At 74.5% G+C, this 19,951-nt stretch carries 20 protein-coding genes; 9 read left to right on the top strand and 11 right to left on the bottom strand.

From position 1 onward, the window contains the following. The first annotated feature begins 425 nt into the window (after positions 1-425). Both FHL79_RS25555 and FHL79_RS26630 read left to right on the top strand, forming a co-directional pair. Complete coding sequence (locus FHL79_RS25555; RefSeq protein ID WP_218938498.1) at positions 426-635, top strand: hypothetical protein; 210 nt, start codon at positions 426-428, stop codon at positions 633-635. Next, positions 632-1,690: a mannitol dehydrogenase family protein gene (locus FHL79_RS26630; RefSeq protein WP_218938497.1), complete on the top strand. Its 1,059-nt coding sequence runs from the start codon at positions 632-634 to the stop codon at positions 1,688-1,690. The genes FHL79_RS25555 and FHL79_RS26630 overlap by 4 nt, the downstream gene beginning before the upstream one ends. Positions 1,691-1,739: 49 nt before the next feature. Here the strand turns inward: FHL79_RS26630 and FHL79_RS16725 are convergent, their stop codons facing one another. Beyond that, positions 1,740-3,458, bottom strand: coding sequence for an amidase (locus tag FHL79_RS16725; protein WP_246080885.1), 1,719 nt, complete (start codon positions 3,456-3,458; stop codon positions 1,740-1,742). 164 nt (positions 3,459-3,622) lie between these two features. Between FHL79_RS16725 and FHL79_RS16720 the strand changes: the two genes are divergently transcribed. Next, complete coding sequence (locus FHL79_RS16720) at positions 3,623-4,477, top strand: hypothetical protein (protein ID WP_138759713.1); 855 nt, start codon at positions 3,623-3,625, stop codon at positions 4,475-4,477. Between the two features lies 1 nt (position 4,478). Here the strand turns inward: FHL79_RS16720 and FHL79_RS16715 are convergent, their stop codons facing one another. Continuing rightward, on the bottom strand, positions 4,479-5,570 hold the full coding sequence (locus tag FHL79_RS16715) for a DUF3616 domain-containing protein (RefSeq protein WP_138759712.1): 1,092 nt from the start codon (positions 5,568-5,570) through the stop codon (positions 4,479-4,481). A gap of 103 nt (positions 5,571-5,673) precedes the next feature. Here FHL79_RS16715 and FHL79_RS16710 point away from each other — a divergent pair, with 103 nt between their 5' ends. Together FHL79_RS16710 and FHL79_RS16705 are read left to right on the top strand one after the other, a co-directional pair. Next, positions 5,674-6,009, top strand: a complete 336-nt coding sequence (locus FHL79_RS16710) for a hypothetical protein (protein ID WP_138759711.1) — start codon at positions 5,674-5,676, stop codon at positions 6,007-6,009. Positions 6,010-6,054: 45 nt separating this feature from the next. Then, the gene (locus FHL79_RS16705; RefSeq protein ID WP_138759710.1) at positions 6,055-6,405 is read left to right on the top strand and encodes a TFIIB-type zinc ribbon-containing protein; all 351 of its coding nucleotides are present in this window, start codon (positions 6,055-6,057) and stop codon (positions 6,403-6,405) included. A gap of 18 nt (positions 6,406-6,423) precedes the next feature. Here the strand turns inward: FHL79_RS16705 and FHL79_RS16700 are convergent, their stop codons facing one another. Continuing rightward, entirely contained in the window at positions 6,424-6,921 is a 498-nt protein-coding gene (locus FHL79_RS16700) for a VOC family protein (protein ID WP_246080882.1), read from the bottom strand. 33 nt (positions 6,922-6,954) lie between these two features. On the opposite strand from FHL79_RS16700, the gene FHL79_RS26195 reads away from it, so the two are divergent. Further along, positions 6,955-7,899 (top strand): helix-turn-helix transcriptional regulator, encoded by a 945-nt coding sequence (locus tag FHL79_RS26195; RefSeq protein ID WP_138759709.1) that lies wholly within the window; start codon positions 6,955-6,957, stop codon positions 7,897-7,899. A gap of 36 nt (positions 7,900-7,935) precedes the next feature. Then, on the top strand, positions 7,936-9,030 hold the full coding sequence (locus tag FHL79_RS16690) for an SDR family oxidoreductase (protein ID WP_218938496.1): 1,095 nt from the start codon (positions 7,936-7,938) through the stop codon (positions 9,028-9,030). A gap of 180 nt (positions 9,031-9,210) precedes the next feature. Here FHL79_RS16690 and FHL79_RS16685 read toward each other — a convergent pair whose 3' ends face one another. Next, the gene (locus tag FHL79_RS16685) at positions 9,211-10,293 is read right to left on the bottom strand and encodes a CapA family protein (RefSeq protein ID WP_138759708.1); all 1,083 of its coding nucleotides are present in this window, start codon (positions 10,291-10,293) and stop codon (positions 9,211-9,213) included. Between the two features lie 52 nt (positions 10,294-10,345). Beyond that, a complete protein-coding gene (gene scpC, locus FHL79_RS16680; protein ID WP_138759707.1) occupies positions 10,346-11,866 on the bottom strand; it encodes a succinyl-CoA:acetate CoA-transferase ScpC in 1,521 nt (506 codons plus the stop codon). 292 nt (positions 11,867-12,158) lie between these two features. Here scpC and FHL79_RS16670 point away from each other — a divergent pair, with 292 nt between their 5' ends. Beyond that, the gene (locus FHL79_RS16670; protein WP_138759706.1) at positions 12,159-13,583 is read left to right on the top strand and encodes an NADP-dependent succinic semialdehyde dehydrogenase; all 1,425 of its coding nucleotides are present in this window, start codon (positions 12,159-12,161) and stop codon (positions 13,581-13,583) included. A 46-nt stretch (positions 13,584-13,629) separates the two neighbouring features. On the opposite strand, the gene mgrA is transcribed toward FHL79_RS16670, so the two are convergent. From mgrA to pdxY, 6 genes are all read right to left on the bottom strand, one after another. Continuing rightward, on the bottom strand, positions 13,630-14,667 hold the full coding sequence (mgrA, locus tag FHL79_RS16665; protein WP_138759705.1) for an L-glyceraldehyde 3-phosphate reductase: 1,038 nt from the start codon (positions 14,665-14,667) through the stop codon (positions 13,630-13,632). Continuing rightward, entirely contained in the window at positions 14,583-15,527 is a 945-nt protein-coding gene (locus FHL79_RS16660) for an APC family permease (RefSeq protein WP_218938495.1), read from the bottom strand. Before FHL79_RS16660 ends, mgrA begins: the two co-directional genes overlap by 85 nt. Further along, positions 15,485-16,330 (bottom strand): pentapeptide repeat-containing protein, encoded by an 846-nt coding sequence (locus tag FHL79_RS16655; protein ID WP_138759704.1) that lies wholly within the window; start codon positions 16,328-16,330, stop codon positions 15,485-15,487. The genes FHL79_RS16660 and FHL79_RS16655 overlap by 43 nt, the downstream gene beginning before the upstream one ends. 28 nt (positions 16,331-16,358) lie before the next feature. Next, positions 16,359-16,547 (bottom strand): RGCVC family protein, encoded by a 189-nt coding sequence (locus tag FHL79_RS16650; RefSeq protein WP_138759703.1) that lies wholly within the window; start codon positions 16,545-16,547, stop codon positions 16,359-16,361. A gap of 132 nt (positions 16,548-16,679) precedes the next feature. After that, complete coding sequence (locus FHL79_RS16645) at positions 16,680-17,156, bottom strand: heme-degrading domain-containing protein (protein WP_138759702.1); 477 nt, start codon at positions 17,154-17,156, stop codon at positions 16,680-16,682. A 2-nt stretch (positions 17,157-17,158) separates the two neighbouring features. Next, positions 17,159-18,010: a pyridoxal kinase PdxY gene (gene pdxY, locus FHL79_RS16640; RefSeq protein ID WP_171058202.1), complete on the bottom strand. Its 852-nt coding sequence runs from the start codon at positions 18,008-18,010 to the stop codon at positions 17,159-17,161. A 135-nt stretch (positions 18,011-18,145) separates the two neighbouring features. Here pdxY and FHL79_RS16635 point away from each other — a divergent pair, with 135 nt between their 5' ends. Continuing rightward, positions 18,146-19,942 carry an FAD-dependent oxidoreductase gene (locus tag FHL79_RS16635; protein WP_138759701.1) on the top strand — a complete coding sequence of 599 codons (1,797 nt, stop codon included), beginning with the start codon at positions 18,146-18,148 and terminating at the stop codon, positions 19,940-19,942. Positions 19,943-19,951 lie beyond the last annotated feature (9 nt).

Below are 19,951 nucleotides of genomic sequence, written 5' to 3'. Positions count from 1 at the left end.
CATCCACCGCCGCCGGGGGTGCAGCACCGTCGCCGCGGCGCCGAGGGTGCAGGCAGGGCGCAGGGATGCGCAGCTCCGCGGGGGGACGTCGCCGGGGTGCTGGAGCAGGTCCGGCAGGACGCCGACGAACTGCGCACCGCACTCCTCGGCTGACGGCCGGCCGGCGGGGTGACGGGTTTGCCGGGGTGCTGGGAATGGGCAGCGTCCGCGCAGGACCCAGCTGACGCGACCACGCTGGCCACGCTCGGTGCGGAGGTCGAGATCCCGCGCTACGACCGGGGCGCCGTGCGGACCGGCATCGTGCACCTGGGGGTCGGGGGCTTCCACCGGTCGCACCAGGCCATGTACCTGGACCGGCTGCTGGCCCGCGGCGCGGCCTCCGACTGGGGGACTGCGGGGTCGGGGTGCTGCCCGGGGACCGGCGGATGCGCGACGTCATGGCCGCCCAGGACGGTCTCTACACGCTGGTCGTCGCCCATCCCGACGGGTACCTCGGCGCCCAGGTCATCGGCTCGATCACGGAGTACCTGCTCGCCCCGGACGACCCCGAGGCCGTGGTGGCGAAGATGGCCGACCCGGCCACCCGGATCGTCTCGCTCACCGTGACCGAGGGCGGCTACAACGTCTCCCGGTGACCGGCGAGTTCGACCCCGCAGCACCGGACGTGGAGGCGGACCTGCAGCCCGGGGCGGTGCCGCGGACGACGTTCGGCCTCGTCGTCGAGGCGCTGGCCCGCCGGCGGGACCGCGGGCTGCCGCCGTTCACCGTGATGTCCTGCGACAACGTGCCGGGCAACGGGCACGTGGCGCGGCGCAGCTTCGCCGCCTTCGCCGCCCTGCGTGACCCCGAGCTCGGGGAGTGGGTGCGCACCGCGGTCGCGTTCCCGAACTCGATGGTCGACCGGATCACCCCCGCCACCACCGACCTGCACCGGGCCGAGGTGGCCCGCCGCTTCGGCGTCGAGGACGGGTGGCCGGTGCTGTGCGAGCCGTGGACCCAGTGGGTGCTCGAGGACGACTTCACCTGCGGGCGACCACCCCTGGAGCAGGTCGGCGTCCAGCTGGTGGTCGACGTCGAGCCCTACGAGCTGATGAAGCTGCGCCTGCTCACCGGGAGCCACCAGGCACTGGGCTACCTGGGCAGCCTGGCGGGCACCGTCTTCATGCACGACGCGGCGCAGGACCCGCTGTTCCGGGCCTTCCTCCGCGGCTACATGGACGACGAGGCGGCCCCCGCGCTGCCCCCCCGTGCCCGGCATCGACCTGGCCGACTACCAGGCCGAGCTCCTCGGGCGGTTCTCCAACCCCTACGTCCGGGACACCCTCGCCCGGCTCTGCGCGGAGAGCTCCGACCGGATCCGGTGATCCGGGACGCCCTGGGCGCCGGCGGGGAGCTCGTCCGGGCGGTCACCGTGGTCGCCGCCTGGGCCCGGTACGCCGAGGGTGTCGACGATGCCGGGGACCCGATCGAGGTGGTCGACCCCCGGCGCGAGGAGCTGATGGCCCGGGCCCGGCGGCAGCGGGAGGACCCGCTCGCCCTCGTGGCCGACCGCGGGCTGTTCGCCGACCTGGTCGACGACGAGCGGTTCACCTCGGTCTACCGGGCCGCGCTGGCCTCGCTGCACGAGCACGGCGCCCGGGCCACCGTGCAGGCCGCGGTGGACGGGACGCTGACCCGCCGCGCGGCCTGAGGCCCGCCCCCGTCCGGCCGCGGTCGGGGACGACCGCGGCCGGACCGGCTCAGGTGCCCGGCTCGGGGTTGTCCGGCTGCGGGTCGGCGCCGACGGTGGGCAGGAACCCCGGCGCCTCACGGGCCGCGGCCTGCTCCTCGAAGTCCGCGGCGATGTCCAGCATCAGGGCGTCGGACCAGCGGCCGCCGAAGAAGGACACCCCCACCGGCAGGGTCTCCCGGGGACCGGAGAAGCCGGCGGGCACCGACACGTTCGGGTAACCGGCGACCGCCGCCGGGCCGGAGGTGCTGTACACGAACGCGTCGGCCTCCCCGTCGAGGAACTCGTAGCGGGTCTGCCAGGCCGGGGTGTTGGTCAGCCCCACGATGGCGTCCAGGTCGTCCTCGGGTCCGGCCCCCTGGGCGAGCACCTCGTCGATCGAGGCGCGGGCCAGCTGCCGGATCCGGTCCCGGGTCGCCCGGATCGCCGGGTCGTCGGCCGGCACGGTCGCCGCCTGCGCCTGCTCGAAGAGCTCCTGGCCGAAGTAGGCCAGCTCCACCGGGTCCTGCTCGTTGAACGCGATCAGCCCGGCCAGGTCGGCGGGGTGCTCGCCCGGCGTCGCGGCCAGGTAGGCGTTCAGGTCGCGCTTGAACTCGGCCAGCAGCGCCGGGGTCTCTCCGGCGCCGATCTCCTCCTGGTACGCCAGCTGCACCGGCACCGCGGTGGCCCCGGCCGCCTCCACCTGCTTCACCGCGGCGGCGAAGACCGCCTCGGTCTGGTCGTCGACGGCAGCGGCCTGCTCGGGGGTCAGCGTCCACACGCCGATCCGGGCACCCTGCAGCGTGTCCAGATCGAGGTCGGCGTAGGCGGGGAGCTCACCGGGGATCTCGGCGGTCGCCGCGTCGGCGTCGTCGGTGCCGGCGATGACGTCCAGCATGATCGCCGCGTCGACGGCGTGCCGGGCCATCGGGCCGGCGGTGTCCTGCTCGGCGGAGATCGGCACGATGCCGTCCCGGCTGACCAGCCCCAGCGTCGGCTTCAGCCCGACGACCCCGTTCTGCCCGGCCGGGCAGACGATCGAGCCGTCGGTCTCGGTGCCGATCGCCACCTGCGCCAGCGAGGCGGCCACCCCGGCGCCGGACCCGGACGACGAGCCGCACGGGTTGCGGTCCAGCACGTAGGGGTTCGCGGTCTGCCCGCCGACCCCGCTCCAGCCGCTGGTCGACGCCGAGCCGCGGAAGTTGGCCCACTCGGAGAGGTTGGCCTTGCCGATCACGATGGCGCCGGCCTCGCGCAGCCGGCGGGTGATCGTGGCGTCGTCCGGCTCGCTGTGCAGCAGGGCGCGGGACCCCGCCGTGGTCGGCATCTGCTCGGTGCCCACGTTGTCCTTGAGCAGGACCGGGATGCCCTCGAGCGGGCTGCGCGCGGAGTGCCGGCCGCGCGCCCGGTCACTGGCCGCGGCGTCGTCCAGGGCGTCGGGGTTGACGCTCAGCACCGCACCCAGGTCGTCGTTGAGCGCCTCGATCCGGGCCAGGTAGGCCTCGGTGAGCGCGACGGCGGTCAGGTTCCCGGCGTCCATCCGCTGCTGCAGCTCGGGGATGGTGAGCGCGTCGAGGTCCAGGCCGCGCAGCGGCAGGGTCCCGGAGCCCGCGCGGTCGGGGGCCCCGACCGCGGCGCCCGCGGGCGGGGCGGCGGAGACGGTGCTGGCCGGGACCAGCAGGGCCGCAGCGACCGCGGCGGTCACCGCGGCCTTCCGAGGGAGCTGACGAGAGGGGGCGGCGACGCGCATGGGCTTCTCCGGGTGTCGGTGCGGCTGCGGCGTTCCGTGCACGCTAGGCCGTTCGCTGGGCGACCGCTGGGTGAGCACCGAGCCACCGCACAGTTCCCGCACAGGTGACGCAGTCCTCGCCCGGACGAGAGGACGGCGCGGCTGCGACGGGGGATCGTGGTGGCGTGCTCGGCAGCGACTTCGGCCCCGACCCCATGGCCCTGCTCACCCGCGAGGTGCTCCGCGAGCGCACCGGCGAGCTGATCGCCGAGGCGTGCGCCTGGGCGGTCGGCCTCTCCGACCAGCCGCACCACCTGCGGCTGCGTGGCCGGGTGGTGCGCACCGGCCTCACCATCGGCGCCCGGGCCGCGACCGGGCAGTCCCTCGGCGGTGAGGAGGACGGCCGGCTGGAGCTGGGTGACGCCCGCCCGGGGACCTTCCAGGACGTGCTCAACGCCGTCACCCCCGACGGCTCGCTGATCGCCGAGCACTTCGACCGCGAGGTTGTCGAGCCCTTCGTGCTCGACACCTGCGTCCGCGCCGCCGAACGTGCCCGGGACACCCGGGCCGCTGGATGGGCGGAGCTGCTCGACGAGCTCGGTGAGGACGGCAGCGACCTGGTCGAGGTCGTCCGGGTGGGGGAGTGGGAGGCGCCGCTGCGGATCGACGCCGAGCACCTGGTGCTCGCCGCGCTAGGGGCGGTGCCGCTGGTCGAGGTCGAGGCGGAGGGGCTGCCGCTGTCGCTGGTGCGGGCCGCGGAGGCGGTGACCCGGGCGGCCGCGCCACCGCCGCCGCGGCCGGCCGAGCCCGGGCGGCCCGACGAGCTGGCGGGCGCGCTGTTCCTCGCCGAGGCGGCGCTGACCGGCTCGGGGCTGACGCTGCCGGTGCCGCCGGCCCAGGCCGACCGGTTGCTGGACCTGCTGCTCGCCGAGGGGCTGCTGCCCGAGGAGGTCCCGGCGCTGCTGGGGCACCTGCCGGTCGAACCGCTCACCGCCGCGGAGGTCCGCGCCACGATCGCCGCCCTCGGCCCGGGGGTGTGAGTCAGCGTCCGCCGGTCGTGCCCGGCAGCCGGACGACGTCGGCGGTCACCCCGTGGTCGTGCAACCGCTCCGGCGCCGGGCTGTCGTAGACGACCAGCAGCCGGGGGCCGGCCGGGTCCGGGTCGAGCAACCCGATCCCCTCGGCGTGGTCGACGCCGACGCCGAAGGGCAGGTCGACCTCACGGACGAGCAGGTCGTCGCGCACCACCTGCGGCGTGTCGGCGGTCAGCGCGTGGCGCCACCGGAAGACGTGCACCGGGCCGTCGAGGTCCATGGTGGGCCCGGCCAGCACGAGCAGGTCCTCGCCATGCGGGCAGAGGTCCCGGACGCCGAGGCCGTCCAGGCGCAGCACGTGCTTGCGGTACCGGCGGCCGTCCTCGAACGCGCCCAGCTCCAGCCGGGTCGGGTCGTCGGGGTCGAGGTCGGGCCGCAGCTCCAGCACCACGGCCCAGCCCCGCAGCACCGGGCCGCGCAGTCCCAGGAAGACCCGGTCACCGGTCACCGCGATGCCCTCGACGTCCAGGCCGTTGTCCTTCCCGGGGATCGCCAGGAACGGCGCCAGGTGCTCGTCGTCGGCCAGCAGGTCCCGCAGGTCCCGGCCGTGCGCGCCGAACACCGCGGCCCGGTGGACGAGGCCGTCCACGGTCAGCTCGCCGACGGGGGTGGGAAGGCCGTCGACCTCGGCGACCGGGAGCCGCACCAGCACCTGCCGGTTGGCCTGCCCGGTGACCCGGGCCAGCCGCCGCAGCGCCTTCTCCCCGCTGTGTCGCGCCTTCACCCGCCGGCGCCGCAGGCTGTGCGAGCCGACCGCCCAGAGGAAGTGCCCGTGCCGCGCCAGCCCCTCGACGTCGGCCTCCTCGTCGGCGTCCTCCCCGGGCAGCCGCACCAGGTCGGCCAGCCGGGTGCTCGCCTGGTCGGCGTACACCTCCGGTCGGTCGGGGTCGTCGGCGACCAGCCGCTCGATGGTCGCGGTCTCGTCACCGGCGACCCAGAGCACCGGCCCGTCGCTGCGGACGGCGGAGAGGTTCGCGTGCGTCCCCGACGCCCGCGCCCGGGCCGAGAAGGACAACCGCACGGTGCGCTCGATGCTCACGCCGACCACCCTGGCACGTGGCTCCCGTCCCGTCGGCACTTCCGTCCGGGGGCCCGCGGGGTGACCATGGAGGGGCACACCTGCACCTCGGAGGGACCGTGCCATGACGAGTTCCGTGACCCCAGACCCGACGGGCCGAGCCGGCCGGCCGGCGCGCGCCGTCCACGAGATGACGGCGGAGGAGAAGGCCATCTGCGAGTGGGAGGCGCGGCACGACGTGGCCGCCCGCGGGTCGCGGGCGACGCCTGGTGACATCGCGCTCTACCTGGCGCAGTCCCGGTCGCGGGAGCGCTGCGACGAGGCGGCACGGCCCCGGCCGGAGCACCTCCGTGCGGCCGCTCCGGGACCCCGGCCGGTCCCGCCGAGCACGGAGGAGCTCGCGTTCCGGCTGGCGCCGCCGGAGGGCGCCCCGCGGCGGCGCCGGAGGACGACGGGCTGACCGGGCCGGCGGGAACCGTCAGCCGGCTGGCCCCGTTCCCTGCACATGGACCTGGTCTGCCCGAAGTGTCAGGGGACGATGCGCACCTACGAGCGCAACGGCGTCCACGTCGACCAGTGCACGGAGTGCCGCGGCATCTTCCTCGACCGCGGCGAGCTGGAGCGGCTGGTCGACGCGGAGAACGCCTGGCACGGCGGACCGGCCGCCCAGCCTGCCTCCCAGCAGTCGACCCACCAGCCCGCGCACCAGCAGCCGGGGCTCCAGCAGCCCGCCGCGTCGCTGGGCTCCGTGGTGAGCGAGGTGCTCGGGCAGGTGCGCAGCAGCAGCTCCAGCTCGCACGGGTACGGGCACAAGCCGAAGAAGCAGAAGTCGCTGATCAGCGAGCTCTTCGGCTGAACCCCGGCGGCCGGCCGCTCAGCCGGCGGCGGCGGCCGTCCGGCGGGCGCGCATGGCGCGGTGGTGCGGGTTGACCATCACGCCGAGGACGTTGCCGAAGGGGTCGATCACCGAGGCCGTGGCGAACCCCTCGCCGTCGCCGTGCTCCCGCAGCGGCTCGTGCACGGTCGCACCCAGGGCCACCAGCCGGTCGATCGCGGCCGGCAGGTCGTCGACGTCCCAGAACACCACCGCACCGGCGGGGGCCGGGGCGACGGGGCCGCCGGGGCGGTACCGGGCGTCGATCAGCCCCAGCTCGTCCTCGCTCTCCCCGATCCGGTACTCGACGTAGCCGCCGCCCGGGACCCGGTAGTAGGGCTCGATGCCCAGCAGCTCGGTGTACCAGCGCTCGGCCGCGGCCAGGTCGGTGGCGTAGCAGGAGACGGTGGCCAGCTCTCGCAGCACGGCGGTGTCCTCTCGTCGGGCGGCGGTGCCGCCGGTGGGTACACCGACCACCATCCGCGCTGAAGTGCTCACCTCCTGAGCACTTTGCCCGGCATCCTGGACCGCGTGCGGGCGGACCGGTTGGTGGCGGAGCTGCTGGTGCTGCAGGCCCGCGGCCGGGTCACCGCCGCGGAGCTCGCCGCCCAGGTGGAGGTCTCGGTGGCCACCGCCCGCCGCGACCTGGAGGCGCTGTCGGCGGCCGGCATCCCGGTCTACCCGCAGCCGGGCCGGGGCGGTGGCTGGTCGCTCGTCGGGGGTGCCCGCACCGACCTGACCGGGCTCACCTCGGCGGAGGCGGCCGCGCTGTTCCTGCTGATCGGTCCGGCGGCGGACGGCGGGCCGGAGGTCCGGTCCGCGCTCCGCAAGCTGGTGCGGGCGCTGCCCGGGCCGTTCCGGGCCGAGGCCCTGGCCGCCACCGAGGCGGTGGTGGTGGACCCGGCCGGGTGGGGTGCGACCGGCCGGGCCCGGCCGCCGGTGGTCGAGCTGCTGCAGCGGGCGGTCGTCCGGCGGCGCCGGGTCCGGTTGCGCTACGGCGGCCGGGGCCAGGAGCCCACCGACCGGCTCGTCGACCCGTGGGGCCTCGTCGACAAGGACGACGTCTGGTACCTGCTCGCCGGCACCCCCGCCGGGCGGCGCACCTTCCGGGTCGACCGGGTGCTGACCGCCGAGCTCACCGACGAGGTCGCCGACCGGCCGGCCGGTCTGCAGCTGGCCGCCGTCTGGGAGGAGGTGGTGGCTGAGCTGGAGGGACGGCGCTCCACCGTCGCGGCGACGGTGCTCGCGCCGGCCCGGCTGGTCCCGGTGCTGCAGGGCCTCTTCGGCCGGCACTGCACGGTCGGCGACGCCGGGGACGACGACCGGCGCGAGGTGCAGGTCGCTGCGCACACGGTGCGGTCGGTCGCCGAGCAGCTGGCCGGCCTCGGCGGGGCGGTCGAGGTGGTCGCGCCGGACGAGGTGCGCGCCGAGCTGGCCCGGATCGGCGCTGAACTGATCGAGCGCCACAGCCGCTGACCGGTTCGCCTCCCCGTCGCCGGGCATGGAGACCCCGTGGCCGAGCCGACTGAGGAGAACCGCGGGATGACCGAGCAGGGCAGTGTGCTGGTCACGGGAGCGGGCGGGGTGATCGGCGCGCACGCCGCCGCCGAGTACGCGAAGGCCCCCGGGTGGCGGGTGCGCGGGCTGAGCCGCCGGGCGCCGCGGGAGGCCGGCTGGGAGCACCTCGCCGTCGACCTGCTCGACGCCGACACCGCCCGGGCCGGGCTCGCCGAGGCCGGCGACGTCACCCACCTGGTGTTCGGCGCGTACGCGGAGCGCCCGACCGCCCGGGAGCTGTCCGCGGTCAACGTCGGGATGCTGCGGCACACCCTCGACGGGCTGGCCGCGGCCGGCGCCCCGCTGGAGCACGTCACCCTGTACCAGGGCGGCAAGGCCTACGGCGCGCACATGGGGTTCTTCAACACGCCGGCCAAGGAGACCGACCCGCGGATCGTCCAGCCGAACTTCTACTACGACCAGGAGGACCTGCTCCGCGAGGTCGCCGCCGAGCGCGGGTTCCGGCTCACCGTGCTGCGCCCGGAGGGCGTCATCGGCTACGCCGTCGGCAACCCGATGAACCTGCTCATGGTGATCGCCGTCTACGCCGCGATCAGCAAGGAGCTGGGCCAGCCGCTGCGCTTCCCGGGCAGCCTGGCCGCCTACGACGCCCTGTACCAGGTCACCGACGCGGAGCTGCTGGCCAGGGCGACGGTGTGGGCCGGTGGGGCGCCGGCCGCCGACGGCGAGGTCTACAACGTGACCAACGGCGACCAGCTGCGCTGGCGGCACCTGTTCCCCGCCTTCGCCCGGCACCTGGGCATGGAGAGCGCGGAGCCGCAGCCGGTGCCGCTGGCCGAGGCGATGGCCGACCGGCGCGACGTCTGGGAACGGCTGGTCGCCCGGCACGGTCTGGTGCCCACGCCCTACGAGGACCTCGTCGGCTGGGGGTTCGGCGAGTTCATCTTCACCTCGGGCTTCGACAACGTGAGCTCGACGATCAAGCTGCGCCAGGCCGGGTTCGCCGACTGCCTGGACACCGAGGACCGGTTCCTGCAGCTGTTCGACCAGCTCGCCGAGCGCAGGGTCGTCCCCCCGCCGGCCGGCTGACGACCGGCCGGCGAGGGCAGCGGAGCCTCGGGCCTGACCACGAGGTCAACGAGGCCGGTGTCGCGCACGCGGGAGCTGATCGACGCCGGACCAGGGCAAGAGCGAGGGCACCGAGGGCCGGTACCGCTTCCGGTGGGCACCTGCCGGTCGCTCCAGCGTGGGCCATGCGTGCGCCAGTGATCAGCTGGGTGAATCGCTGAGTCCCGCGCAGACGCGCAGCGCCGTGAAGGCCGCCGCGGCCCGCTCGCCGTCGGGACCCCCACGGGGCCGGGGGATGCCCGTGTCGTCGATCCGCGCCGGGGTGAACTCGGCCTGGAGGACCTGCCCGTCGTCGACGCTGAGCTCGAGGACGCCGGTCTCGACCGAGACCTCCGAGATCGAGCGCCACCAGACGAAGTTGCCGAGTCCGTAGGCGACGTACGTCCGCCCGAGCCAGCCGGCTCCCTGCAGCTGGTGCGCGTGTGTCCCCACGACGATGTCCGCACCGGCCTGGGACAGCTGCCGGGCGAGGTCCCGCTGCAGCGCCGTGGGACAGCTCTGCTCCTCCTGCCCCCAGTGCAGGTAGACGACCACCGTGTCGGCCTGCTGCCGGGCCGATGCGACGGCCTGCAGCAGCCGGTCCGTGTCGAACGCCGAGGCCACGCCGCCCTGGCCGGGCCCGGCCGAGTACCGCCGCACGGTGGAGTCGGCGACCTGGTCCGCCGCCAGCACCGCGATGCGCTCGCCCCGCAGCGTCACCAGGTACGGGGCGAAGGCGGCGGTGTCGTCGGCGCCGAGCCCGACCACCGGGAAGCCCCGCTGCCGGGCGGCGTCCAGACTGTCGGCGAGCCCGACCGGCCCGAAGTCGACACCGTGGTTGTTGGCCATGCTCACGACGTCGACGCCGGCGACGCGCAGGGCGTCGAACACCGACGGCGGCGCTCGGAAGGTGAAGGACTTGTCCTCGGCGGTGCCGCGGTCGGTCACGGCGGTCTCGAGGTTGACGACGGTGAGATCGGCGGCCGCCAGCAGGGGAGCCACCGGGAGCAGGGCGGTCTCCGGCTGCTGGAAGCGCTCGGTGAGCCGTCCGGCGGTGTGCACGTCCCCGGCGAAGCTCAACGTGGCCGGGCCCTGCGCCGAGGAGGTGCTGACGGGGGCCGGAGCGGACGTCCGCGGCGGGGCTCCACTCGTCGTGGACCCACCCGCAGCCGACCCGGGCTCCGGCGTCGCGGAGCACCCGGTGACGACCAGGACGGCGAGGAGGCAGACGAGGCGACGCGCCATCTCCAGGAAGGTAGCCGACCGGGCGGCGTGCCGGCCCGCCTGCCGGCGCCGCTCAGCTCGGCAGCATCGAGCCGGTCTCCAGGTACCGGGTGTGCCAGCTCAGCGCCTCGGCCAGCAGGTGCGGGGTGTGCCGGCCGTAGGCGCCGGTCTGCGCCCGCTCCACGTAGTCGGCCAGCATCGGCCGGTACTCGGGTGCGGCGCAGTGGTCGATGACCACCTGGGCCCGCCGCCGCGGCGCCAGCCCGCGCAGGTCGGCCAGCCCGTGCTCGGTGACGATCACGTGCACGTCGTGCTCGGTGTGGTCGACGTGGGACACCATCGGGACGATCGAGGAGATCGCACCGCCCTTGGCCGTCGACGGGGTGACGAAGAAGGAGATGAAGGCGTTCCGGGCGAAGTCGCCGGACCCACCGATGCCGTTCTGGATGCGGCTGCCCATCAGGTGCGTGGAGTTGACGTTGCCGTACAGGTCCGCCTCGATCATCCCGTTCATCGCCAGCACCCCCAGCCGCCGGATGACCTCCGGGTGGTTGCTGATCTCCTGCGGCCGCAGCAGGATCCGGTCGCGGAACTCGCGGGCGTTGGCGTTGAAGTCCTCGACGGCGGTCGGGCTGAGCGAGAAGGCGGTCGCCGAGGCCAGCGCCAGCTTCCCGGACCGCAGCAGGTCGAGCATGCCGTCCTGGATCACCTCGGTGTACGCAGTCAGCTGCTCGTAGCGGCTGTGCTGCAGCCCGGCGAGCACGGCGTTGGCCACGTTCCCCACCCCTGACTGCAGCGGCAGCAGCTGGGAGGGCACCCGGCCGACCGAGACCTCGTGGTCGAGGAACTCGATGAGGTGCCCGGCGATCCGCCGCGCCGTGTCGTCCGGTGCTGCGAAGGCGGTGTTCCGGTCCGGGCTGTCGGTCTCGACGACGGCCACCACCTTGTCCGGGTCGACCCGCAGGTACGGTTCCCCGATCCGGTCACCGGGCTCCACCAGCTGGATCGGCCGGCGGTGCGGCGGCAGCGCGGTTCCGTAGTAGACGTCGTGCATGCCGTCGAGGTCGGCGCTCTGCCAGGAGTTGACCTCGAGCACCACCCGGTCGGCGCGGTCCAGCCAGGTCTTGTTGTTGCCGATCGAGGACGACGGGACCAGCGCCCCCTCCGCGGTGATCCCGCTGACCTCCACGACCGCGACGTCCAGCGGTCCGAGGAACCCCTCCCAGGCCAGCTGGGCGACGTGCGAGAGGTGGACGTCGATGTACTCCATCAGGCCGTCGTTGATCTTCTGCCGGCTGACCGGGTCGGACTGGTACGGCAGCCGCAGCTCGATCCCGTCGGCCGCAGCGAGGGCGCCGTCGAGCTCGGGTGCGGTGGAGGCGCCGGTCCACACGTTCACCCGGAACGGCTGCCCGGCGTCGTGTGCGGCGGTGATCTCGCGGGCCAGCGCCTGCGGCACCACCTTGGGGTAGCCGGCGCCGGTGAAGCCGCTCATCCCCACGGTGTCGCCGTGGCGGATGTGCTCGACGGCCGCGTCGGCGGACATCACCTTGGCGGCCATCCCGGCGTGCTGGATGCGTCCGGTTCCGGTCATCAGCGGACCTCCTCGTCGGCTGCGCGGTCCACGCAGACGACCGCGTCCGGTACACGCTAGGGCCGGGAGCCGCGCTCGGCCGATCGGGGACGGCCGCGACCGCCCCCGCCCGGTGCGCCGGTGGCGGTGCGCGGGCAGTCGGGTGGACGACCGACGTCGCGGGTCGGTCGTTTCACCGGCGGGTCAGCGGGCAGGTGAGGAGTGCAGGCGAGCCGAGCCGGACCGCCCGAGCGCCCCCGGGAGCGCCGCCGTCCGGCCCCGACCCGCGATCGGTCCGACGACGGGAGTCCCCATGGCCATCGCCACCATCAACCCCACGACCGGCGAGACGCTGAAGACCTACGAGCCGCTGTCCGACGAGGCGCTCGAGGACGCGCTCGCCCGGGCCGCGACCGCCTACGCGAGCTACCGGCTGACCTCGGTCGAGGACCGGGTCGGCTGGCTCCGGGCGGCCGCCGACGCGCTGGAGTCCGACGTCGACTCCGTCGCCGAGCTGATGACCACCGAGATGGGCAAGACGCTGGCCTCGGCGAAGGCCGAGGCCACCAAGTGCGTGACCGCGCTGCGGTTCTACGCCGAGCACGGGCCGGCCTACCTCGAGCCCGAGCGCAAGGACGCCGGTGCAGTGAAGGCGGTCGAGGCCTACGTGACCTACCAGCCGCTCGGTGTCGTGCTGGCGGTCATGCCGTGGAACTTCCCGCTGTGGCAGGCGATGCGGTTCGCCGCGCCGGCGCTGATGGCCGGCAACGTGGGCCTGCTCAAGCACGCCAGCAACGTGCCGCAGACGGCGCTGTACATGGAGGAGCTGTTCAGCAAGGCCGGCTTCCCCGCCGACGTCTTCCAGACCCTGCTCATCGGCTCGGGCACCATCGAGCGGGTGCTCCGCGACGACCGGGTGATGGCCGCCACCCTCACCGGCAGCGCGCCGGCGGGTCAGTCGGTGGCGTCGATCGCCGGTGACGCCCTCAAGCCCACCGTGCTCGAGCTGGGCGGTTCGGACCCGTTCATCGTGATGCCCTCGGCGGACCTGGCGACCGCTGCCGGGGTCGCGGTGACCTCGCGCAACCAGAACAACGGGCAGAGCTGCATCGCCGCCAAGCGGTTCTTCGTGCACCGCGACGTCGCCGAGGAGTTCACCCGCGTCTTCGCCGAGAAGATCGGCGCGCTGACCGTGGGCGACCCGATGGACCCCGACACCCAGGTCGGGCCGCTGGCCACCGAGTCCGGCGTCCAGGACGTCGCGGACTACGTCGAGGACGCCGTCGCCAAGGGCGCGACCGTCGTGGTCGGCGGGAAGCGGGTCGACCGGCCGGGCTGGTTCTACGAGCCGACCCTGCTCACCGGGATCACGCCCGAGATGGACCTGTACGCCGAGGAGGTCTTCGGCCCGGTCGCCGCGCTGTGGACCGTCGACAGCCTCGACGAGGCGATCCGGATCGCCAACAGCCACCCCTACGGCCTGGGCTCGAACCTGTGGAGCGAGGACGAGGGGGAGCGCGCCCAGTTCGTCCGGGACATCCAATCCGGCATGGCGTTCATCAACGGGATGACCACCAGCTACCCCGAGCTCCCCTTCGGCGGGGTCAAGCAGAGCGGCTACGGCCGGGAGCTCACCGAGGTCGGCATGCGGGCGTTCATGAACGCCAAGACGGTGTGGGTCGGCGCGCCCAGCAGCGAGCAGGAGCAGGGCGACCCGGCGGGCTCGGCCGCCGAGTGACCCGCGAGAGGGGCCATGTTGGCCACCATGGCCCCTCCCGGAGGCGTCAGAGGGTGCCCTCGCGGGCGCCCTTCCACAGGTCGATGCCGCCGTCGACCGCGTGCTGGTCGATCGCGGCCAGCTCCTCGGCGGTGAACTCCAGGCGCTCGGTCGCGGCCACGTTCTGCTCCAGCTGCCGGACGCTGCTGGCGCCGATCAGCACCGACGTGACCCGCGGGTCGCGGAGCGCCCAGGACAGCGCGAGCTGGGCCAGGCTCTGGCCGCGGGACCGGGCGATCTCGTCCAGCGCCCGGACGTGGGTGAGGTACTGCTCGGTGATCATGCCGCGGTCCAGGGACTTGTCCTGGCTCGCGCGCGAGCCCTCGGGGACCCCGTCCAGGTACTTGTCGGTGAGCATCCCCTGGGCCAGCGGGGAGAAGGCGATGCAGCCCGCGCCGACGTCGGCGAGGGTGTCCAGCAGGCCCTCGGTCTCGATCCAGCGGTTCAGCATCGAGTAGGAGGGCTGGTGGATCAGCAGCGGCGTGCCCAGGCCGGCGAGGATGCGGGCCGCCTCCGCCGTCATCGCCGGGGAGTAGGAGGAGATGCCCACGTAGAGCGCCTTGCCCGACTGCACCGCGGTGTGCAGCGCGCCCATCGTCTCCTCGAGCGGCGTCGTCGGGTCGGGCCGGTGGCTGTAGAAGACGTCGACGTACTCCAGCCCCATCCGCTGCAGTGACTGGTCGAGGCTGGCCAGCACGTACTTGCGGCCACCGCCGCCCTGGCCGTACGGGCCGGGCCACATGTCCCAGCCGGCCTTGGAGGAGATGACCAGCTCGTCCCGGTACGGCCGGAAGTCCTCGGCCAGGTGCCGGCCGAAGTTGGTCTCCGCGGAGCCGTAGGGCGGGCCGTAGTTGTTGGCCAGGTCGAAGTGGGTCACGCCCAGGTCGAAGGCCCGGCGGAGGACGTCGCGCTGGCGGTGGAAGGGGACGTCGTCGCCGAAGTTGTGCCAGAGGCCCAGGCTCACGGCGGGCAGGTCGAGGCCGCTCCGGCCGGTGCGCCGGTACGGCATCGAGTCGTAGCGGGTGCTGTCTGCGTGGTGGGGCATGCGCTGATCGTGCCGGGTGGCTCAGTCGGCCCGGGCCGCGGCCTCCGCCCGGTCGGCGTTGCCGAGGCGGGAGTGCCGGTAGCCGTGCCGGCGTAGACGAGCAGGCCGAGGACCATCCAGGCGAGGAACCGCAACCAGGTCTCCACCTCCAGGTTCAGCATCAGGTAGAGGCAGGCGGCCGCGGAGAGCACCGGGACGACGGGGGAGAAGGGGACCCGGAACGGCCGGGGCAGGTCCGGTCGGGTGCGGCGCAGCACCGGCACGGCGGCGGACACCAGCACGAAGGCGAACAGGGTGCCGATGCTGACCAGGTTCGCCAGGCTCTCCAGCGGGACGAACGTCGCGGTCAGCAGCACGAGTGCGGCGTAGAGCAGGGTCATCCGCACCGGGGTGCCGGTGCGCGGGCTGACCGCGGCGACCGACTGCGGCAGCAGGCCGTCCCGGCCCATCGCGAAGCCGATCCGGCTGACCGTGATCAGGTCGACCAGGATGACCGAGGTCAGCCCGGCGATGGCGGCGATGGAGATCAGCGACGACGCCCAGCCGAGCCCGACCTGGTCGAACGCGTCCGCGATGGGGGCGCCCTCGTCGATGTCGGTGTACTCGACCATGCCCACCACGACGAAGGCCACGCCGATGTACAGCGCGGTGGCCACGCCCAGCGTGCCGAGCAGCCCGAGCGGGATGTCCCGGGAGGGCTTGCGGGTCTCCTCCGACAGGTTCGCCACGGCCTCGAAGCCGGTGTAGGCGAAGAACACGACGGCCGCGGCGGTCAGCACCCCGCCGATCCCGAAGGTGGCCGGCTCGAGCCCGACGATCAGCGAGACCGGCGGCGCTGCCCGGTGGGGGGCGGACCCCACCGAGCCGGTCGGGACAGCGCCGCTGGCACCGCCGTGGTGTCGTCGCCGACGGCCGCGGTGAGCTGCGGCCCGGTGAGGAAGAGGGCGCCGGTCAGGTCCGCGCCGCGGAGGTCGGCGGCGCGCAGGTCCGCGCCGAGCAGGTCGGTCCGCCGCAGGTCCGCGCCGCGCAGATCGGCACCGATCAGGTAGGTCCCGCGCAGGCTGGCGCCGTGCAGGTCGGCGCCCCGCAGCGCCGCTCCCATCAGGTCGGCGTTGCGGCGGTCGCGGGCCCGGCCGGGGACGTCGCGCCGGGCTGCCTCGCTCACCCGGCCCAGCAGGTCGCCCACCTCGCGGCGGTGCGCCGCGGCGTCCAGTGCGGCCAGCTCGTCGGCGCTGCCGGTGGTCAGCGCCTCGACGCCGGCCAGCCGCCGCTCGACCTCGGTGCGCAACGGGCCCGGTGCGACGAGGGTGCGTGCCTCGCGGAGGTGCCAGAGCAGCTCGGTCAGCTGCCGCATCACGGTGAAGACGACGGCCATCGCCGGGTCGTCGCGCCGCCCGGCGCCGCCGAAGACGTCCTGGGTGACCCGCTGGCCGGCACCGAGGCAGTCGAAGACGACGCAGCCGGGGAAGCCGCGCTCGCGGAGCTGGTCGTGCACCCCGCACCGGGAGTCCGGCAGCAGGTGCAGGCACGGCGTCCCGGCCGGCTTGTCGATCGCGAAGTCGGCGGAGGCGGTGAAGGCCGGCACGACGCAGCAGAGGCCGACGCAGCGCGCGCAGTCGGCGGTCAGGTCCTGCCGGGCCGCGGTCAGCTCGTCGGAAGGCACACCGGCAGTGTGCCCCGCGCTGCCGGGCTCAGCCGACGCGGCAGACGCAGCCCCGGCCCTCGGTGCCGGCCGCGGCGGTGGCCTGGCAGTACCGGACGCCGATCGGGTCGTGCGCGGTCATCGGGTGCGGGCAGGCGGGGCACCGCTCCTCGGCGCCGACGGCGTCCGCGGGCGCGGTGCCGGGGACGGTGCCGGGAGAGTACGTGGGGGCGGTCATGGCGGTGGCCTGACTCCGCCGACGGCGCGGCGGGGGTGGAGGACCTCGTCCCCGACGGCCGTCGGGGACGGGCGCGTACGGACCGTGCCCCACTCCTACCCCGGTCGCCGCGGCCCCGAACGTGACCGGCGGTCAGCCCGCCTGCTGGGCGACCAGGTCCCGGAGCGCGGCGACGACCATCCGGTGGTCCTCCACCTGCGGCAGCCCGGACACCACGACGACGCCGACCGGCCCGACGTCGCGGACCAGCAGCGGGAAGCCGCCACCGTGCGCCGCGTACAGCTCCGGGTCGAGCCCGGACCCCGCCTCGAACGTCGTCCCCAGCTCGCGGAACCGCTGGCCCACGGCCAGCGAGCTGTGCCCGAACCGGTGCACCGTGCGGGCCTTGCGGGCGATCCACTCGTCGTTGTCCGGGGTCGCCCCGGTCAGCGCGGCGTGGAAGAGCTGGTGGGAGTGCCGGGACACCTCGATCGCGATGGGCAGCTGCTCGGCCCGCCCGCGGGCGACGAGCGCGGAGCCCAGGGCCCAGGCGTCGTCGTTGGTGAACCTGGTCAGCTGCAGCTCCACCTCCTCGGCGGCGAGCTCGGCGAGGGCCGGGAAGTCGGTCATGGTCAGACCTCGGTGACGTCGAAGGTGCGGGTGGGGGTGACGTACTCGTCCTGCGCGGCGACCAGCAGGATCTCGCGGGAGGAGGCCTCCGCGGTGAGTCGCAGCAGCCCGAACACCGACGCGGCGGCGCGGCCGAGCGCCTCGCCGGCGGAGCGGGTGGACAGCCAGTGCGCGAGGAACAGCGCGGCGATCGCGTCGCCGGCGCCGTTGACCGACACGTCCAGCCGCGGGGTGCGCACCCGGAAGTGCCGGCCGCCCTCGGACGCGAGCAGGTCGACGGCGTCGTCCGGGGTGTCCTCGGTGACCAGCGAGGTGGTGAGCACCACCCGCGGGCCCAGCGCCTGGACCGCGGCGACGGCGTCCTTCACCGACCCCAGCGAGCCGGTCTGCTGCCCGGACAGCAGGTCGAGCTCGAAGTGGTTGGGCGTGACGAGGTCGGCGGCGGGGACGGCGACCTCGCGGAGGAACTCCGGGATGCCCGGCCGCACGAACACCCCCCGCCCGACGTCGCCGATGACCGGGTCGCAGCACCACACCGCGGCCGGGTTGGCGGCGCGCACCTTGCCGACGGAGCCGAGGACGGCGTGCCCGATGTCGGCCGAGCCCAGGTACCCGGACAGGACGGCGTCACAGCTGCCCAGCACGCCGCGGTCCTGGATGCCCTGCACGACCTCCTCGACGGCCTGCCCGTCGAAGACCCGGCCGGTCCAGGCGCCGTAGCCGGTGTGGTTGGAGAACTGCACGGTGTGCACCGGCCAGACCTCGACGCCCAGCCGCTGCAGCGGGAAGACCGCCGAGGCGTTGCCGGCGTGCCCGTAGGCCACGTGCGACTGGATGGAGAGGACGTTCACCATGGCGGAACCGTTCCACACCGTTCGACGGCGCCGTCCGACTAGTCCCCGGGTGTGACGGTTGACACAGCTGTGCCCGCGCGGGTACTCCTGGGCGCCCGCGGTGCGGACCTGCGCACGGCCCACGACGAGGACCCCATGAGCGCAGCCGAGCTCCCCGCCTCCCCTCCTGCCTCCGCCGCGACCCTGGACACCGACGTCCTGGTGGTCGGCTCCGGTCCGGCCGGTGCGTCCGCGGCGCTGTTCCTCGCCACGTACGGCACCCGCACCCTGCTGATCACCAAGTACGGACGGCTCTCCGACACCCCTCGGGCGCACATCACCAACCAGCGCACGATGGAGGCGCTGCGCGACATGGGCGTGGAGGAGACGCTGCTGGCGCTGGCCACGCCGTGGGAGTCGATGGGCAACACCACGTTCTGCACCAGCCTGACCGGTGAGGAGCTGGGCCGGATTCCCTCCTGGGGCACCGACACCGTGCGGCACGCCGACTACGAGCTGCAGAGCCCGTGCACGATGCTCGACGCCCCGCAGACCATCACCGAGCCGGTCATGGTGCAGGCCGCCCAGGAGCGCGGTGCCCGGATCCGGTTCGACACCGAGTACCTGGGCCACGTGCAGGACGACGAGGGGGTCACCACCAGCGTCCGCGACCGGCTGACCGGTGCGGAGTACACGATCCGCTCCCGGTACCTGATCGGTGCCGACGGTGCGCGGAGCGCGGTCGCCGCCGACCTGGACCTGCCTTTCGAGGGCCCCGGCGCGGTGGCCGGGGCGATGAGCATCGTCTTCGAGGCCGATCTGACCCACCTGGTGGCCCACCGCCCGTCGGTCCTCTACTGGATGCTCCAGCCGGGTGCCGAGCGGGAGGGCGTCGGCCTGGGCGTGCTGCGGATGATCAAGCCCTGGACCGAGTGGATGCTCATGTGGGGCTACGAGGTGGCGGCCGGCCCGCCGACGTTCACCGACGAGGTGGTCCGCGAGCTGGCCGTGGCCCTGGTCGGCACCGAGGACTTCGAGATGCGGGTGACGTCCGCCTCGCCGTGGACGGTGAACCACCACTTCGCCACCACGATCGCCCGCGGTCGGGTGTTCTGCGCCGGCGATGCGGTGCACCGGCACCCGCCGACCAACGGGCTGGGTTCGAACACCTCGATCCAGGACGCCTACAACCTGGCGTGGAAGCTCGCGCACGTCGTCGCCGGCACCGCCGGTCCGGCGCTGCTGGACAGCTACGACGCCGAGCGGGCGCCGATCGCCCGGCAGATCGTGGAGCGGGCCAACCAGAGCATCGCCGACACCGGCCGGATCCTCACCGCACTGGACCTCTCCGACACCACCGACGTCGACAAGCTCGAGGCGGCGCTGGCGCTGCGCAAGGCCCCGGGGCCCGAGGGGGAGGCGGTGCGCGCCGCACTGCGCGAGGCCATCGCCTACAAGGCGCACGAGTTCGACGCGCATGGCGTCGAGCACAACCAGCGCTACGCGTCCTCGGCGGTCGTGCCCGACGGCACCCCGATGCCGGAGTACCGCCGCGACCCGACGCTGTACGCCCAGCCGACGACCTGGCCCGGTGCCAAGCTGCCGCACACCTGGGTGACCCGGGCCGGGCACCGGGTGTCCACTCTGGACCTGGCCGGCCACGGCTCCTTCACCGTGGTCACCGGGATCGGTGGTGCGGCCTGGCTGGCGGCGGCCGCCGAGCTCACGTCGACGTGGGGACTGGCGATCACGCCGGTCTCGATCGGGCCGGGCGAGCCGATCGAGGACCCCTACGGCAGCTGGGCCGAGCTGCGGGAGATCGGTGACGCCGGGGTGCTCCTGGTCCGCCCGGACCTCTACGTCGCAGGCCGGCACGCCGGCGCCCCGGCCTCGGCGGCGGAGGCCCGGACCTGGTTGGCCGACGTCCTCGGCGCCGTCCTGGACCGCCGCTGATCCGAGCGG

Origin of the sequence: Modestobacter altitudinis (assembly GCF_005930475.1) — a bacterium.
In the GTDB taxonomy this organism is placed as follows: Bacteria; Actinomycetota; Actinomycetes; order Mycobacteriales; family Geodermatophilaceae; genus Modestobacter; species Modestobacter altitudinis.
Note: the sequence above shows the minus strand (reverse complement) of the source record. Positions and strands in the feature narration are given on the sequence as shown.